General features: G+C 38.3%; 14 protein-coding genes and 2 tRNA genes. 3 read left to right on the top strand and 13 right to left on the bottom strand.

All coding sequences use genetic code 11. The annotated features are described in order from the left end of the window. A partial coding sequence (locus tag H3T57_RS09140; protein WP_232349816.1) for a hypothetical protein occupies positions 1-260 on the top strand: 260 nt, incomplete at its 5' end. Positions 261-1,346: 1,086 nt separating this feature from the next. On the opposite strand, the gene H3T57_RS08405 is transcribed toward H3T57_RS09140, so the two are convergent. Together H3T57_RS08405 and H3T57_RS08400 are read right to left on the bottom strand one after the other, a co-directional pair. Beyond that, a complete protein-coding gene (locus H3T57_RS08405; RefSeq protein WP_198194037.1) occupies positions 1,347-2,414 on the bottom strand; it encodes an acyltransferase in 1,068 nt (355 codons plus the stop codon). Between the two features lie 93 nt (positions 2,415-2,507). Then, on the bottom strand, positions 2,508-4,094 hold the full coding sequence (locus H3T57_RS08400; RefSeq protein ID WP_232349815.1) for an efflux transporter outer membrane subunit: 1,587 nt from the start codon (positions 4,092-4,094) through the stop codon (positions 2,508-2,510). A gap of 217 nt (positions 4,095-4,311) precedes the next feature. On the opposite strand from H3T57_RS08400, the gene H3T57_RS08395 reads away from it, so the two are divergent. Then, positions 4,312-4,386, top strand: a tRNA-Thr gene (locus H3T57_RS08395). 294 nt (positions 4,387-4,680) lie between these two features. Here the strand turns inward: H3T57_RS08395 and H3T57_RS08390 are convergent. From H3T57_RS08390 to H3T57_RS08350, 9 genes are all read right to left on the bottom strand, one after another. Continuing rightward, positions 4,681-4,755 (bottom strand) — tRNA-Met (locus tag H3T57_RS08390). An 82-nt stretch (positions 4,756-4,837) separates the two neighbouring features. Then, a complete protein-coding gene (locus H3T57_RS08385; RefSeq protein WP_155567594.1) occupies positions 4,838-5,356 on the bottom strand; it encodes a DUF4167 domain-containing protein in 519 nt (172 codons plus the stop codon). A gap of 205 nt (positions 5,357-5,561) precedes the next feature. Further along, on the bottom strand, positions 5,562-6,425 hold the full coding sequence (gene prmC, locus H3T57_RS08380) for a peptide chain release factor N(5)-glutamine methyltransferase (protein ID WP_198194035.1): 864 nt from the start codon (positions 6,423-6,425) through the stop codon (positions 5,562-5,564). A 110-nt stretch (positions 6,426-6,535) separates the two neighbouring features. Next, on the bottom strand, positions 6,536-7,618 hold the full coding sequence (prfA, locus tag H3T57_RS08375) for a peptide chain release factor 1 (RefSeq protein WP_198194033.1): 1,083 nt from the start codon (positions 7,616-7,618) through the stop codon (positions 6,536-6,538). A 3-nt stretch (positions 7,619-7,621) separates the two neighbouring features. Then, a complete protein-coding gene (gene hisS, locus H3T57_RS08370; RefSeq protein WP_198194031.1) occupies positions 7,622-8,872 on the bottom strand; it encodes a histidine--tRNA ligase in 1,251 nt (416 codons plus the stop codon). A 36-nt stretch (positions 8,873-8,908) separates the two neighbouring features. After that, the gene (ispG, locus tag H3T57_RS08365) at positions 8,909-10,033 is read right to left on the bottom strand and encodes a flavodoxin-dependent (E)-4-hydroxy-3-methylbut-2-enyl-diphosphate synthase (protein WP_110439535.1); all 1,125 of its coding nucleotides are present in this window, start codon (positions 10,031-10,033) and stop codon (positions 8,909-8,911) included. Positions 10,034-10,177: 144 nt separating this feature from the next. Next, positions 10,178-11,377: a helix-turn-helix domain-containing protein gene (locus H3T57_RS08360; RefSeq protein WP_198194029.1), complete on the bottom strand. Its 1,200-nt coding sequence runs from the start codon at positions 11,375-11,377 to the stop codon at positions 10,178-10,180. Positions 11,378-11,404: 27 nt separating this feature from the next. Beyond that, positions 11,405-12,469, bottom strand: coding sequence for a nitronate monooxygenase family protein (locus tag H3T57_RS08355; protein ID WP_198194027.1), 1,065 nt, complete (start codon positions 12,467-12,469; stop codon positions 11,405-11,407). Then, on the bottom strand, positions 12,462-13,721 hold the full coding sequence (locus H3T57_RS08350) for an aspartate kinase (RefSeq protein ID WP_122122905.1): 1,260 nt from the start codon (positions 13,719-13,721) through the stop codon (positions 12,462-12,464). The genes H3T57_RS08355 and H3T57_RS08350 overlap by 8 nt, the downstream gene beginning before the upstream one ends. Before the next feature lie 158 nt (positions 13,722-13,879). On the opposite strand from H3T57_RS08350, the gene ubiG reads away from it, so the two are divergent. Beyond that, positions 13,880-14,632 (top strand): bifunctional 2-polyprenyl-6-hydroxyphenol methylase/3-demethylubiquinol 3-O-methyltransferase UbiG, encoded by a 753-nt coding sequence (gene ubiG, locus H3T57_RS08345; protein ID WP_198194024.1) that lies wholly within the window; start codon positions 13,880-13,882, stop codon positions 14,630-14,632. A 142-nt stretch (positions 14,633-14,774) separates the two neighbouring features. Here ubiG and H3T57_RS08340 read toward each other — a convergent pair whose 3' ends face one another. Both H3T57_RS08340 and H3T57_RS08335 read right to left on the bottom strand, forming a co-directional pair. Further along, entirely contained in the window at positions 14,775-16,067 is a 1,293-nt protein-coding gene (locus H3T57_RS08340; protein ID WP_370552774.1) for an autotransporter strand-loop-strand O-heptosyltransferase, read from the bottom strand. Positions 16,068-16,297: 230 nt separating this feature from the next. Continuing rightward, a complete protein-coding gene (locus H3T57_RS08335) occupies positions 16,298-18,343 on the bottom strand; it encodes an AMP-binding protein (RefSeq protein ID WP_198194022.1) in 2,046 nt (681 codons plus the stop codon). Between the last annotated feature and the right edge of the window lie 4 nt (positions 18,344-18,347).

Below are 18,347 nucleotides of genomic sequence, written 5' to 3'. Positions count from 1 at the left end.
AACGCTACAACCAATACGCCACCAGCATATCCCCTTCTCATCCTATACAATTGTCAATGAACAAAACCGTAAAACACATCAAAAATGAGCCCTACAATCTAATCCCCACAAAGCAACCAGTCAAGAACTTTCAAGCTCGTCGCTCCGTGAATGTCCTTCTACAGAAATCTCTCATGCCAGTCAACCGATTTCTCTCAAAATTATCCAAAAAAATCTCGCCAATAACAAAAATAATAGGTTATCAAGACCTTACACCTTAAATAACCATAACCCAGCCAACAATACATCCAAATCTCCGATTCCGCAAAAAAACAGAATCCCAATCACAATAAATAAGGTATCCCGTCCATAATCAGCAGAACAGGATACCTTACCAAATATCGGATTCACCCCTGAAAAGAAGTGTCACAAAGCTAAGTTAAATAAAAAATATTAAAATTTAATAAGAAAGAAAAAATTAAGAAAGGTATCAATAGCGATTCACAACTTAAAGACAAGAAACATCCCACCTTCTCGATGCAAACCTTATATGGTGGCAACCAGCACAATTTCAATAACTTAACCAAAATTAATCATTCGCTATATCAACCTCATCAACAGTAAAATAAAAAATGTTTCCAATAGCATCTGGTTTTATCTAAATTAGGCTTGATATTTTTGTACTGATTTAAGATTGGAATTATTATTACTTATTCTGATATTTTATTGATCTATATCACTCAATTACAAATTCAAACCACCACCCAAGTATATTCATCTGATCATAGAATGTTTGTTCAATTTCATTTTAAAAAAATTGAAATAATATTCAAGGAATTACTGTCTAATAACCTAATTTCAAATTTATTTGAAAAATATAATAGGGTAATAAATAAATAGAAAAAACATCCTCTTGTTAAGAAATATGAAATATAGTTTATAAAAATATAGTTAATTTTATTAAAATTTTATTTTCAAAACGTAATTTTGACTATATAATAACAATATGTCTGACAAACTGGGACTTTTTAGGATAATTCTGAAATGACTAAGGTAAACCCGTATCATAATATTAACTTTTACACTAATGATTACGAATAAAAACCCTATTCAGAAATCCAATTTTCTCCATTTTCTGTATGTCGAAAAAGTAAAAGTGTTAGTTTGTTAGATATTTTATTTTTACTTTATTGTTTTAAGGAGACCGTATAACAACATTAATCATTTTTTAAATTTACTTTATTTTGTTATATTAGTAAAATAGTTAAATTTCAGTTTAAAAGGATTAATGCTTCTGCCATGTTAATCCTTTTTTTTTAACCTTATTAATTGCATAATGTTCAATGATAATACCCAAATATTCTATTTTATAACCATTTTCTAACAATTCGATTTGATAAATGAATAAACGGACGTTCAATCCAGTTATAACTGTAAAAGCTTACAATTAAGACAAGTATTAATTCTACAGCAATCTGCAAGAAAGGATGGGTAGCGTTAGAAAAAAATCGTAACTGATAAAATGTGATAAAAATATAAAGGATAGGACAATGCCACAAATAAATGGAATATGACACATCACCTAGTTTTTTCAATAAATTCGCAACTTGAATATGATTGCTCATTTCAAGTCCTATACATCCATATAAAATCAGAGCTGGTGATAATCCATTATAAAATAAATTGGCCCATTCATTAAAATGTAATCCATATAATTTCTTATAAGTTAATATAAAACCTGTACCACCAATCAATATACCTAAACACAAAGCAATATACTTATCCATTACAGTATGTTTTTTTATTTTAAAAAAGATATAAGCAACGCATAACCCGAAAAAAAAGTTGAAAATCTGATTATCTCCGAGAAAAAATGGAACATGATGAATCCAATGTTCCACATAAGCATATAAAATGACCAAATGTAAAATTGCCCAGATTATAAAAAAAGGAAGCAATGATTTTCTGGGAAACAAACAAATAAAACAGAACATTACAAGATAAAAATACTGTTCGAAGGGCAATGTCCATGCAGCATTCTGTAATGGCATATCAGTAGTTAAAAGGAAAAAATGTGAAATATTTTCTATTTTATGCAAACCAGCTGTTTTAATACCATTGCAGTGAAAAAGAATGATAATGAAAATCATGGTAATCCAAAATAACGGATAAATCCGGAAAATTCTTTTAATTAAAAATTTCAATCCTTCCTTAAATGATGCTTTTTCATGGTTTTCAAGAACGTTCAACGCAATGACAAAACCACTTATAACAAAAAATAGATCCACCCCATATCGCACGAAAGGTCCAGAAAACGTATATATCGTTGCGAATATGGGTTTAACTTCTATTTTAATCGATAAAAAATGCGCCCAACAAACTGATAAAGCGGCAAGCCCTCTTAACATTTGAAGGGTATAAAATTTCCTTGGCAATAATACGGCTCCAAAATATAAATTATTTATAAGGAAATAAATAATTTGACCGTAATGATCAACTATTCTGATTATGCGCTAGCAATTTTATAATCAACTTTTCTTTTGAAGCGATTCAGTATGTTCGGGAAAGGTTGTTTCCCATCCTCCACCAAGTGCTTTATACAGTTGTACTAAATTGGTTGAAATACGTGTTGTACTTTTTACCAAATCATCCTGAGATTGCAATAGTCGACGTTCTGCATCCAGAACATTTATAAAAGTTTGTAACCCCTCACGATATTGTTCCTGTGCCAAAAAAACAGATTGCTGGTTTGAATTGACAGTTTCCCTTAATTTATCATTTCTTAACTGTTCGGCTTGATAAGCAGACAGAGCGTTATCAACCTCCTGCCAAGCACGCAAAACAGTTTTACGATAAGCAAGAGCCGCTTCTTTCTGCTGCGCCTTTTTTAATTGTAATTGACCCTTTAATTTCCCCCCTTCAAAAATGGGAATTGATATTGTCGGTCCAACATTCCATGCCCGTGCTGACCAAAATCCCAAATCCTTGATCGATAAAGATTGAAAGCCCATTTTTGCATCCACGGTTACTTTTGGATAAAAATCCCCTTCTGCCACACCAACCTCTGCGGTTGCAACATGTAAGGCAGCTTCAGCCTCTCTTACATCTGGACGACGTTGCAGCAATTCAGAGGGCAAACCAACAGGAATCTGCGGGGGAACTGGAGGAATTGGTTTTTGTTGTGACAAAGTTTGATCCAAGGCGCGGGGTGGTTCCCCCATTAACAATGCAAGGGCATTCATATAATTAATGACCTGCTCTTCCAATTGTGGGATCTGTGCATTTGTCTGTTCCAGTTGAGCACGGGCATCGTGAACATCCAGTTCTGTTACCAATCCACCCGTATAACGTTTTTGAGCTAGATCAAGTGAATCCTGAGCAATTTTCGCATTTTTTCGAACAATATCCAGTTGTGTCTGCAATCCACGTAAAGTTATATAATCATTGGCAACTTCAGCCAACTGGAGGGTTAAAATATCTCGTCGCTCCTCTTCGGAAACTTGCCATAAACCTTTACCAGCCTCGTACTGACGACGAACACGTCCCCAAATATCAGCTTCCCAACTTGAATCCAGAGCATCAGCCCATTCATTAAAAGTGGGAATATCAATATCCTTGGGGTCAACGATTTTACCTAACTCAGGTTTCTGATTCTCGACACGGTTAATAATTCGACGTGCCATTTTACTACTATGTTGTGCTCGGCTGTAAGTGCCCATTGCATTCAAGGTGGGAAAGCGTGCCGATCCTGTTATGATTAACTGGGCACGACTGGCAATCATTCGCTGTGTAGCCATTTGAATATCAAGGTTATTTGCGATAGTGCGACGTTCCAGATCAGATAATATCGGATCATGAAAACATTCCCACCAATTCGGATCCAGTTTATTCTTACTGATTTGACTTGTAACATTACCGTGGATTGAATTATGGTTTGGATACCATTTTGAAGGGTACCAAGGTGTCTGTTTTTTAAAATCAGGTCCAACCGCACAACTGGTCAATGCAATACTCAAAAAGGAAAGTGATAAAAAACAAAAGCTATATTTCATAGTTACAACCTGATATCCTATTTTAATATACAGCATTAAACGGGCGTTTTCATTTCGAACCATAATGGTTCTTTAATACTATTTAAGATACGCTTTGATGAATTTACATAGAAGACAAAAATAATATTAATCGAACTGAATTTTGGATTTGGTATAAATGTTTCATCTAACTTTTGAACAATTTATCCTTGATTTACAAGCCATATAAAAAATATGCAAAAAGATAAATTTTTTTGTTGCATCATTTTGAATGAAAAGCTACTAAATAAAGCAAATCGAAGCTGCTGTAGCTCAGTGGTAGAGCACTCCCTTGGTAAGGGAGAGGTCGCGAGTTCAATCCTCGCCAGCAGCACCATTTCTGATTATGTATGACAATTTAATATATCACATCTAATATCGTTAAATTATTAAAAAAATTTTTTTACAAGATCGTTCTATTTTTCCATTCCCAACAAAATGTATTTTCATATTCAATGACTCTGATCACTTCAACAATAATCATACCATCAGTCTGATCATAATAAAATTACAATCAAATCACAAAATACCAACTTAAAGACAAAATTAAAAATAAGTTGTTAAGAATTATTCGATTTTAAGGATTTTGAATTTTAACAACCATCTGTAGATTTAAACCAAATTTTAAAGATGGTAGCGACGGGCGGATTTGAACCACCGACCAAGGGATTATGATTCCCCTGCTCTACCACTGAGCTACGCCGCCTTATCAATCATTGAAAGACGAGTTTAATTACCCTTATTTAAATGACAAAGTCAAGTATTTTTCACTCATCTTCTATAATATTTTAACTATTTTCTTCCGAAAGCTTTTTTTTTCCTGCTGACAGCGCTCTAGGAGGCCTTCCTCTACGGGGCACACGAACCGGTGCAGGCTGTTCAGCCTCTATCTCCTGAACAACAGGAGTTTCATTTGCAGTTTCATCAATCTTAATTTCGACAGCCTCGGTTGTTTCCGGTTCATCCTCTATCATTTTTGCAGGCTCTGTATTATTTGCCGTTTCCTGAAAATTATTGGGACGATGTCTTTGTTGATTAGACTGGTTAATCATATTAACAATACGAGAATAATGTTCTGCATACTGAAAAAAACTTTCAGCATTGACCCGATCCCCTGAACTTATGGCATCCCGTCCCTGTTGAAGATATTTTTCATGTAATTGTTGAGCAGTTCCACGAATACGTCCATTAGGACCGTTACTTTCAAACACATGATTTCGATTAAAAGAAACCTGTCCGTTTTGATGCCGTGCCCCCCCGTTATTGCCTGACCGGTAATAACGACCTCGCATACGTTTTGTATTCATAAGTTATTGTTATACTTTCCTATTAGTAAATATGAAACTAAGGTTACATTTTGATTGGTTGATAGATAATGATTAATATGAAACAAGTAAACTAAATGAAATAAATAAATTGCAATTTAATACTATAATTTATACAGCTATTAATCATTATATTGAGTTAGTAGCTTCTCTTACTATAATTAAAATAAAATTATATGATAAGCTTTTACAATTTTATATTAGAAAAAACAAGGGCTCTTGTATAACCATTTAAATCCTGTTGTTTTTGCACAACATGCAGCCCTACATCCCTTCCAATCTCTGTAACATGCTCTTCCTGTTCAATTCCTAGTTCTAAAATCAAAGCTCCCTGTTCCGTTAATAAATCCGCGGCTTGATAACAGATTAAACGATATGCATCAAGGCCGTCCCTTCCCCCAGCCAAAGCTGACATGGGTTCATAATTTTTGACCTCTGGCATTAAATTTAATAATTCATGTTCACGAATATAAGGTGGATTGGATAAAATAATATCAAATTCTCCCTTTAAGGCATTACCCCAATAACCTGTATAAAATATAGATCGGTCGGCCAATTTGCATTTTTCCGCATTTTTCCTCGCCAATCTAACAGCCTGTTCTTTATAATCGACCCCAATTCCAAAACTTTTCGTATATTCAGACAAGGCGGCAAGCAACAGGCAACCTGTGCCGGTACCCAGATCCAGAAAATTATAACGAGTTTGGCGTTTCGGGAATAATTTCAACAAAACCTCGATCAAAGTCTCGCTATCAGCGCGAGGAATTAAAGTGGCTTCTGACACTTCCAAATTTAACGACCAAAATCCTTTTTCCCTCACAATATAAGCGAAAGGTTCATGCTGACTTCGTCTATAAAAATATGAACGAATTAGGACAGGATCGATCAATTCTGTTTTATCCATCAAGAATAATTCGGTTCTGCTTTTTTTTAACGCCGCAGCTATTAATAACATTGCCTCTCGTCGCGGTGCTTCAATTCCTGCCTTTTGAAAAAGCATCTCGCCTTCCTGAATTAATGAAGCCAACGGTATTTGTACACTATTATCCATGTAATCCAGTAAAAATCAATTTATCCAAATATAAAAACAACTAATGCTTTTAAACGATAATATAACTAAGGCATTAGACAGAAATAAAAGGCAAAACCAGAATTTTTTTCCTAGGTATTCTCTTCAGAAGCCAATAGTCGGGATTGTTCTTCCTGGATTAAATAATCGATAATTTCATCAAATTCCCCCAACATAACACGATCAATCTTATGCAGCGTCAAATTTACCCGATGATCAGTAACACGTCCTTGTGGAAAGTTATATGTACGAATACGTTCAGAACGATCTCCTGTTCCCACCTGAGAACGACGGTCTGCCGCACGATTTTCATGAGCGGCCAACCGTTGTTGTTCATATAAACGTGCACGCAGGATCTTCATGGCTTTCGCCTTATTTTTATGCTGACTTTTTTCCTCCTGCATCGCCACGACCACACCTGTCGGAATATGAGTGATCCGCACCGCACTTTCCGTTTTATTAACATGCTGTCCACCAGCCCCAGAAGCACGATAGACATCAATCCGCAGATCACTTTCATCAATTGTGACATCCACTTCCTCTGCCTCAGGCAATACTGCAACGGTTACTGTTGAAGTATGAACACGCCCCTGACTTTCGGTAGCTGGAACACGTTGCACGCGATGAACACCCGATTCATATTTCAAACGTGCAAAAACTCCCGTGCCCGTGATTGAAGCAATCCCTTCTTTAAGACCGCCCAATCCAGTATCACCATATTCCAGAATTTCAAAGCGCCAGCCTCGAGATTCCGCGTAACGTTGATAAGCGGAAAAAAGTTCTGCCGCAAACAGACCCGCCTCATCACCCCCAGCCGCTGGACGTAGCTCTAAAATTGCACTTCGTTCATCAGCCTTGTCCTTTGGTAACATTGCCAAACGAATCTTATGTCTTATTTCCGGAAGTTTTTCATGCAACCCCTGTAACTCGGCCTGCGCCAAATCTTTCATTTCAGGATCATCAAGCATTTCCTGAACAGCCTGATAATCCTTTTCTACCGTCCTTAAAGATTCAATCAAGGCTACAAGCGGATTCAATTCAGCATATTCACGTGAAGCCTCAATAAATTCATCCCCGGATATCTCAGTGGATAACAAGTGTTGTAATTCTTCTGACCGAGCTATGATTTTATCCAGACGATCATTAAAACTTGCAGAAAATTCTTCAGAAGACATAAATTATTTCGCCAATTTCAAAATAAGCTGAGAAACCAAATCATGCAAGGCAACCTCGACTTGTTCACCAGAATTCAAATCTTTCAACTGAACAACTTGTTTGGTCGCCTCATCCTCACCAATAAGCAATGCAATAGACGCTTTCCTTTTATTAGCCCACTCCATTTGTTTACGGAAATTCCCTTTATAGGTCATTTCAGCGGCAATTTTATGCGTTCTCAATAGCTGTAAAACCGTAAATGCCATTTCATGAACCGCATCAGAAAATACAATGATTGCTACAGATTTAGGTTGGACGGGTATCGAATTCAACAAAAGAGCCAATCTTTCAACCCCAGCCGCCCATCCAATAGCAGGAACAGAAGGTCCACCCATTTCTGCAACCAGCCCCTCATATCGTCCGCCCGCCAGAACGGTACCCTGTGATCCAAGCTTTGTCGTTACAAATTCAAAAACCGTATGACTATAATAATCCAATCCACGAACAATATAATGATTTTCTCTAAATGGAATTTTAAACTGATCCAGTGCTTTTCGTAACCTATCCCAGAATTCCAGTGCTGTTGGAGTCATATAATCTTTCATTAACGGAGCATGATCCAATAACGCTCCATCCTGTGCAGCTTTACTGTCCAAAATACGCAAGGGATTTTTCTCCAACCGATTTTGACTATCTTCTGATAATTCAGATTTAACAGTTTTGAAATAGGCAATTAAAGCTTCTCGCCATGCTTGACGGCTGGCCAGATCCCCCAGCGTGTTCAATTCAAGAACAACATTATCTGAAATACCCAGGGCATTAAGAATATGCTGCCCCATTGCAATCATTTCCGCATCTGCAAAAGGGGTTGCCGTACCCAGCAATTCTGCACCAATCTGATGAAACTGCCGATAACGGCCTTTTTGAGGACGCTCATAACGAAACATTGGGCCGGCATAAAAAACCTTTTGAGGAAGGGTTTGGGTCAAAGCATTTGTAACCAAGGCACGGCAAATTCCAGCTGTTCCTTCGGGACGCAGGGTGAGAGAATCCCCACCACGATCCTGGAATGTATACATTTCCTTGGAAACAATATCCGACGTATCCCCTAAAGAGCGCGCAAAAACACCCGTTTCTTCAAAAACCGGTGTTATCCATTCTTCAAACCCATATAATGAAGTAATATTTTTTGCGGTTTGCATGACATATTGATGATTTTTTGCCTCGTCACCAATCAAATCATGGGTTCCACGAACGGGTTTAACCACACTCACTTTAAACTATCCTATGTTTGAAATTATATTTTAAAATTAATTCTTTTCTTTTTTTTGAGCAGTTTTTTCTGCTTCAATCTGTGCGGCTTTTTGTTCAACCAATTGCACAATATGGTTAATCATTTCTTCAGCCGGAATCGTATGATCCTGCTTTCCACCAACATAGACCATATGACGTCCTGATCCACCCCCGGTAACACCCACATCCGTCATGGTGGCTTCACCTGGACCATTAACAACGCAACCAATGACAGAAAGCGTAATTGGCGTTTCAATATGAGCCAAACGTTCTTCCAATGTTGCAACCGTTGGAATGACCTTAAAACCTTGACGCGCACAGGAAGGACAGGAAACAACCCTTACCCCCCGATGACGCAAACCAAGCGTTTTCAATATATCCCAACCTACAACGACTTCCTCTTCAGGTTCAGCCGATAAGGAAACGCGCATTGTATCCCCAATACCTGCCCATAAAAGTGAACCTAATCCAATGGAGGATTTTACAGTTCCCGCTCTTTTCCCGCCCGCTTCAGTAATACCGATATGCAATGGATAGTCACAAGCTTCAGATAATAAACGATAAGCTTCAACCGCCAAAAAAACATCTGAAGCCTTAACACTAATTTTGAATTCGCGAAAATCATTATCTTCTAGGATTTTCGCGTGCTCCATCGCACTTTCCAATAAAGCCTCCGGATTAGGCTCTCCGTATTTTTCCAAAAGATGTTTTTCAAGAGAACCCGCATTAACCCCGATACGAATTGAACAGTTATAATCTTTTGCCGCCTTAATTACATCCCGAACACGATCCGCATTACCAATATTTCCTGGATTAATCCTTAAACAAGCAGCGCCTGCCTGTGCAGCTTCAATCGCCCTCTTATAATGAAAATGAATATCCGCAACAATTGGAACTTCCACATTACGGACAATCTCTTTCAGCGCCCTGGTACTATCCTCATCAGGACAGGAAACCCGAACAATATCAACCCCCACCTTTTCAGCTTTTTTAATTTGTGCAACCGTTGCCTGTGCATCACTGGTCAGCGTATTTGTCATTGTTTGAACACTAATCGGTGCATCCCCGCCAACAGGAACAGACCCCACATTAATTTGTCGACTTTTGCGACGAATAATTTGCTGATATGGGCGTAAACTCATTAATTTTTCTCCAAGTTAATTATGGTAATACCTTTAACCTTAAAAGAAACAATCTTAAAAGATCAATTTTACACCATCTTCTTTTAACTAACCAACCCCATTAAAATATGCAATATATAACCGCTTAAACATAAAATATTTGTCCTAACGATTATCAGATCCTTCAGTCTTTTCCTGATCATTATTTAAATTCAAGTCATTCTCATTGACCATTTTCTTCTTATTTTTTGCAGGCATTGCATCCGAATTATAATCTACAGGTTCTGTAACAATCTTTTCCAATAACTCAGGCGTTATAACAAAATGCCGTAAAACCTTTCCCCTTTCACCCAGAGGCCTTGACTGCTTCCCATTATTTTCAATAATGACAGCCCCGGCATTGCCAATGGTCATAACAACCCTTGCATGATCTGATGGAACAGTCCAGCTTTCACCTTTTTGCAATGTTTTTTGCAATAAAATACGACCCTGTTGATCCTGAACTTTTAACCAACTGGCTCCGGATGTCCTGATAATGATATTGTTATCAACTTTTTCTGTTGTCTCATTATCTTTGCTTTCAATATTTTTTACCGAATCAGGATATTGTTGATCAACCTTACCTGATGAATCAGATACTTTACTGGTTTGAATAGAAGAAGGTTCCTGTGGTTTCTGTTGGTTGTCTATAGATGAATTTTGTGAAGACAATTTATTTTCTTGTAAAGAATTGTTTTTATCACCCTGCGAATAATTTGCCGGTTTCGAAGCAGGTTCATTTGTTTTTTGAGACTGGGCTATCTGTGATTCAAGTTTATGGATAGCATTGGAAACATTTTGATCCGGTTTTGCATTATTTACATTTTGAGAAGGCATAACAGATGCAATCTGTGGTGAAATTTTTTCCTGCGCCTGATCTTTACCATTTTTATCCATAATGGATGGAATAGTTTCGGCAGGAACCTTTCGATGATCAGTCATTTTGTACCAGCCAACATATCCCCCGGCAATAATCAGTAAACCTGCAAAAATAATTACAGCGGCAGGAACGCCAGATTGAGGGACAGGAGCAGGAAACAGTAATTTCTGTTTATATTCTGTTCCCTGATGCTCAAAACGAAAGCGCTTGATTACCTCGTCAACATTCAGTCCCAGAAACTCTGCATAAGAACGCAAAAAACCGGCTGCATAGGCTATACCGGGCAACTGATCGATCTGCCCATCCTCCAGAGCCTTTAAAAAAACCAACCGGATTCTCAGCCTCTGAGAAATATCCTCCAAACTCAAGTGCAATTCTTCTCTTCTTGAACGAAGCATTTCGCCAATAGATTGTTTATTCGCATATTGTTCAGGTCCATTACTCATTTGCTTAAAACCCATTATATAGAATGTTCACATATCTGATATACGTTGTTGTCGTCTTATTAAAGCCTCAATTGCCTGTTGCATAAGTGTATGAAAGATATCGGCAACAGGTAAAATTTCCTTTACCATTCCCACGGATTGACCAGCCATAACCGAGCCATATTCCACATCACCTTCCTTTACCGCACGACGCAAAGCCCCCGCCCAAAAATGTTCAATGTCCAGTTGGGCATCTTCTTTACTTAATTCACCATTACGATATTTTTGAATTACGGCGGCTTGATGCTTCATGAACGCTTTTGTCCCTGGATTGGAAAGACCACGCACGGGAATAACTGGAAAACTATCATCCAACTGTACTGAAGCGACTGCATCCCGTGCCGAAGCGTGAATAAACGCTTTTTTAAACCTCTCGTGGGCTTGACTTTCTACCGCTGCAGCAAACATCGTGCCCAACTGTGCGCCAGAGGCACCCAATTCAAGAAATGAAACAATGGCATCGCCACGACCCAGTCCACCTGCAACAAAAACAGGTATTTCACGGATAACAGGTAAAATTTCTTGAGCAAGTACAGTCAAAGAAACAGGACCTATATGTCCCCCTGCTTCTGCCCCTTCTATCACCAGTGCATCAACACCCATTTTAAGCAAGCGTTTTGCCAAAATCAAGGCTGGAGCAAACGCAATAACCCTAGCTCCCCCATCCTTGATTTGCCTGATAGCTGTACTCGAAGGAATACCCCCTGCCAACACAATATAATGAACCTTTAGACGCAGACAGACATCAATCAATTCAGACAATTTGGGATGCATCGTAATCAGATTTACCCCAAAAGGCTTTTTTGTCAGTGCCTGAGTGGCCTCGATTTCGACAGCTAGCATTTCGGGTTCCATTGCTCCACATGCAATCACGCCAAAACCCCCGGCATTGGAAATGGCTGAAACCAGATGATGCTCACTGACCCAGGACATAGCTCCGCCAAGAATGGCAACCTCACTTCCCAAAAAATCAGTGCCACGTTTCCACAGACGCTTCAATTCCCTTTTTGCTTGATCATATGAAACTAAATCCATATTCATTTTATCAGTCATTCATTTGATCCAATCCATAAGCTGTATGTAAAGCACGTACAGCCAATTCCACATACTCCGCAGCAACAATAACAGAAACCTTAATTTCACTTGTGGAAATCACTTGAACATTTATAGAACGTTCCGCCAATGTTTTAAACATAATATTTGCGACACCAGTATGAGAACGCATCCCAATTCCAACCACACTGATTTTTACAACATCCTCATCGGTCAGCAATTGTGAGAATTTAATTGTATCTTTTGCCTGTTCCAAAAGCTGTTGAACCTGTAACAAATCCGTTTTAGGCACTGTAAATGTCATATCTGTGGTTTGATTTGTCCCGCTACTCTGCACAATCATATCAACATTAATATTGGCCTCTGCCAAGGGCCTGAAAATAGAAGATGCCACTCCAGGAAAGTCGGGAATACCTTTTACAACCACCTTTGCTTCATTCAAGGAATAAGCGATTCCTGTTACTTGTTCTTTTTCCACAATTTCATCCTCACTAACAACTAAAGAACCTGGCAAAGACCCCTCCTTTGACGGGTCATGATCTTCAAAACTTGAAAGAACCTGAACACGCACCTGTTCCTTCATGGCCAATTCTACACTTCTGGTTTGCAAGACCTTTGCACCGACAGAGGCTAATTCCAACATCTCTTCATATGCGATTGCCTTTATTCGTTTTGCCTTTTTTACTATTCTGGGATCAGTTGTGTAAATTCCATCTACATCCGTGTAAATATCACATCTTGTAGCATTCAAGCTTGCAGCCAACGCAACCGCCGAAGTATCAGATCCACCCCGTCCCAAAGTTGATATACGCTTATTTTCATCTATTCCCTGAAATCCGGCAATAACAGGCACAACTCCAGCCTGCATGCATTCTATCAGGGCTGCTGATTCAATCTGTTTAATTCTGGCCCTACCATGCGCATCATCTGTAATTATGGGAATTTGCCAACCTGACCATGAACGTGCTTTAATCCCCATTGTTTGCAAAGCAATAGCCAAAAGCCCGCTGGTTACCTGTTCACCTGTCGCTACAATTGAATCATATTCGCAGGGATCATATAGGGGATTGAGAGTTTGACAATATTCAACCAGCTGGTTTGTGACCCCTGACATAGCTGACACAACCACGGCTACTTCACAACCTGCGCCAACTTGTTTTTTGACTGTTTGAGCAACCTTACGAATCCTGTCCAAATCAGCAACCGACGTCCCACCAAACTTCATTACGATCCGGGGAATATCACAAGACATAAAAAATAAACTCCACAACTATTATTTTCAGCATTTAAATATGATATAATGAAGCATAAATCTCATTTTTCTAATATCATTCAATAATTAACTCAATTATCATTTATAAGCAAATAATTGACTTTTCTATTACTTTTCTTCCACCGAGGGTGAAATAAATGCCTATCGATACTACAGATAATGCCAACAAGCAAAATAATTCAATTATCACGAATGAAATTGATCATTTTAATCAGCTCGCAGATCAGTGGTGGGATCGAAAAGGGCCCATGAGCTCCCTTCATGACATGAATGATCTTCGTATTGAATGGATCAACCGCAACCTGAGACATAATAACCAATATTATAAATCCGGCAATATTCTGGATATCGGATGTGGAGCCGGTTTGGCCAGTGAAGCCCTGGCAAATATGGGATACAATGTGTTGGGAATAGATGCCGGAGAAAAAGTTATCAAAGCCGCACAATATCATCTAGATACAACACCCTTGCTCCCTAATGGCGGCTCATTAACCTATAAGGTGGGGAGCATTGAGGAACTTGTTCACGAAAATCAACATTTTTCTGTCATTACGGCCCTAGAGCTACTTGAGCACGTTAATGATCCTCAGAACTTTATCCATAATATCTCCCAGTTGTTACAAACCAATGGTATGATTTTTGTATCAACAATCAACCGTACATTACCGGCCTTTCTATTTGCCAAGGTAGCAGCTGAATATATTACACGCAAGTTGCCTGTCGGTACACATAACTGGAGACAATTCATCACACCTTCTGAATTGGGCAAAATGGCACATTCTGCCGGATTACGCATAAAATCTATTACCGGAATGACTTTCTATCCAAATGGATGGAAACTGACCCAGAATGTAAAAATCAATTATATTGCCTGCTTAACAAACTCATAATTTGTTAACTACAAAATAAATTAAAAAAAGCTTTTAGAAAAAACTAGAAGCTTTTTCTCTCACTCCACCATTATTGGATTGACTTAATCATATCCCTAAAAGAATTTTGCCCGTTGCCCTTACATCCAACTGTTATTAAACCTTACTTGCCTTTTTCATTTACTGGTTTCTGACGACAACCTGGAATGGACAAAATGGTTTTGATAACATGCTGATGAGAAATTGCCTTGGTGCATTCGAACTGTCGGGAAGTGTTGCTATGTTTCGGACAATATAGGAAATTATTATGATCAAATAAATATCGAATATCATTCCAACATCCATTACAAACATGCGTATTGAACACACGATAAGGCGTATTGAATTCAGTTAATGGATTGGTAAATCCTGAAATAACAACAACTGGAATGCCAGCGCCCCAGGCAAGCCAGGCAAGGCCAGAAGATAATCCGACAAAAAATTCGGCATGTTTCAACCAGCGTACTCTTTCCGTCAAAGGACGCGGACCTGTTTGATCTTCCGCACCGTTTGGAATATGATTCCAAACAAGATCCTTTCCGAAAACCCTGTCCCTATCAATACAAATTACACGATATCCAAGGCTTTTCAAAAAATCAATAACATAATGCCATCCAAAAGGATTGTTCCAGTATTTACATTGTGTCGAGGCCTGTGTAGCAATGACTACATAAGGTTCTGGAATAGGTCTTGTATCTTCACTTGCAACCAAACGAGGGGGGACCTCTTCAGGATCCACACCCAAAATATATCCTGCCGTTCGATGTAATCCTACCAACCTGAAATCACGAGGTTGCCAATTATTTTGTTCATCCTCAAAAAACAGGCCTATATAATATCCTGCATAAAATTTGTTTTCAATTTTCTGTTGAGCATAAACAGAAGCGTCAACAAATCTGATTTCCGGATAGGCTTTTTCAAACAAATCAATAAGGTTTTTTCCCAAAGCCAATGTCAGTTTACAGTCATGTTTCTTTCTAAATTTTTCTGCATAGGGCACCCAACCCAGTGAATCCCCCAAGGATCCGACCGGAAAGGCAATTAAAACTTCCTTGCCCCGAGCATTATATTCATGAACAAGAACCTCTTCTTGCTTTCCATCCTTATGAATCTTTGAAACAATGATTTTTCCATTCATATAATGATGTTTGGCAGTGGTTGCATATCCCTGATCCTGGCAGGTTTGATCCAGCAAGACAACCTCTGTATCAAGATCCATTAAACAAACGCGCCATCCCTCCCCTGCAGCTGGTTTTGGAACATATACGCGTATTCCAAAATTAAAATCGTATAAAATACCCATGGGTCCTTTTTGGGTAGGCTTAGGAGAAGCCTGTATAAATTGATTTACCAGATTTTTGGTGCTATTTGCCGGCTTTTGTTCTGTTTGATTGTTCACCTCTTCACCACCAATCATAGGTGAAAATCGTTTATCCAATGCTTGAATGGCGTCTTGGACCTGCCTGTTTTGTGATAAATTATTTATTTTGTTAATTAATTCACTTTCCTGAGTCTGCTTGTTTTCCAGAGAACTTGATAAATTGTCTTCACCTTTAACTTTTAATTTAACTCTTTCAAACCCTTCTACTCTCACCTTATCATTCTGGGTCAAGATAGTTCCCTTTCAATGTAGAATTAAAATTATTTTTATAATTCAGAATTACAAATTTGCTTTGCTAATAAATGACATAAATCCGTATATGTTTGACATGCGGTCATAAAATCAGATGGGTCAATCTCAACGTGAAATTTTTCTTCAAATTTATAACGTAAGTCTAACAAAAGATCATAATTAACCTCTTTGTTCAACAATTTGTTGCGTGTTAATTGCTTTACATTCCCCTTCCAATCTTTCGTTACATTTCCAATCCATTCTTCTACTTGATTATATGCCTCTTTAAAAGACAAAAATGCTGTAATGATCGGAACCTGATATCGAAATTCCTTAATGACAGGAAGTTTCTTCTCGCAAAAAGCCTCTCGCGTACGCGCAATCTGAATTTTGCCACTGGGTGTTTTTAAGACCCCTCCCGGACGTGTCAATACAATTGTCTGAGGCCAAATCATATAAAGCTTGGTTACCTTTTCATAAATATATCCGGCAATTTCTTCATATGACTTGACGGGATTTCGTATGGTTTCCGCAAGAATGGTTATTGATGTTGGATCCTTTAAATTTTCAAGAAAGAAGGTTGTTCCATTAATGCGGATATCAGGACAGGAATTTTCCAATGTGCCACTAATATCACCAGGATCATATTTCTTGTTGCCTAATGTTATGACGTTGCTGATCCTTCCAGCAAAGTACAATTCATTTTCATAAATGAACCCCAGATCACCGGTCCGCAAATAAAATTCCTTGGAACCAGATAATTTCGCATGAAATACATCCTCTGTTTCTTCTGGACGATTGAAATATCCTCTCGCAACACTGGGTCCAGAAACGCAAATTTCTCCGACCCGTCCATCTCGTAGGATTTGGTCGTTTTCCGGATTCACAATAACAATCTTTTGATCCTCCAAAGAATAACCACATGAAACCAAAATGCGTTGATCATTAACATCAGAAGCCTGCCTAACGAAACCTGTCATCAGGGCTTTTCGTGAAAAATTCCTGATTTTAGGGGAAACATTTGCCTTGCTGTTGGTAACGGTTAACGTTGCCTCGGCAAGACCATATCCAAAAATGAAATGCCTAGCCCTGAACCCTGCCGAGGAAAATCTCTTGCAAAATTTTTCTATTGTCTCAGCCTGAGAATTATCTGCCCCATTCACTGCTATTTGCCATGACGATAGATCTAATTTCCTGATCTCATTTTCCGTGGTTTCCCTTAAACAAAGATTATAGGCAAATGTTGGTCCGCCAGAAACCTGTATTTTATATCTGGTAATCGCCTGTAACCATCTTACCGGTTTTTCAATAAAATATTTTGGAGGCAACAGAAAAATTTTTCGTCCCAAACCTACTGGAACAATAATCCCCCCGATTAACCCCATATCATGGGCGAAAGGTAACCAACTCAATCCGTTGCATTCACTTTCAAGAATTTTTTCACTTGCTGGCTGATGTCGCACATTATACATCAAGTTACGATGCGTAATCAAAATCCCTTTCGTATTCCGTGTCGTCCCTGAACTGTACTGAATTAGAGCAACATCCTTATTATCACCCTTTTTAACCAATTTATCCCTGACATTTAATAAAACCTCCAGGGGAATCCAGACAGGATTACAATCCAGTTTCCGAAAATAATCCTTATATTCGATCAGTAAATGACGTGGACCAATAACAAAATCTGGTTGCGCATCATTTAAAACCGTTACAAATCGTTCATCACTGCGAATAACATCAACATGAATTCCTGAAACAGGGATCATATTGGCATATATACAGCCAAAAAATGCCAAAACATAATTCAAATCATTTTCACATAAGATCAAAACCCTGTTTTTTTCCTTGCCAAAATGATGCAGTCCTGCCGCAATAACCGAAGCCTGATGATCAAGTTGAATGGCCGTCAGAGTGTCAACAGGATCACATTGGTCATTCAACAGCGTATAAATAACCATTGAGGGTGATGAGCATGCACGATGCCGCACCATATCAACAAGGGTATCGTTTCGCCAATCAACAACGTTATGTTGCTTACAAGTTCGGTCTTCCGTCTGGTCTTTCGGGATAATCAAAATCATCTTT

Origin of the sequence: Commensalibacter sp. W6292M3 (assembly GCF_016101315.1) — a bacterium.
GTDB lineage: Bacteria > Pseudomonadota > Alphaproteobacteria > Acetobacterales > Acetobacteraceae > Commensalibacter > Commensalibacter melissae.
The sequence above is the reverse complement of the archived record's forward strand: the minus strand, read 5'-3'. Positions and strand labels throughout refer to the sequence as shown.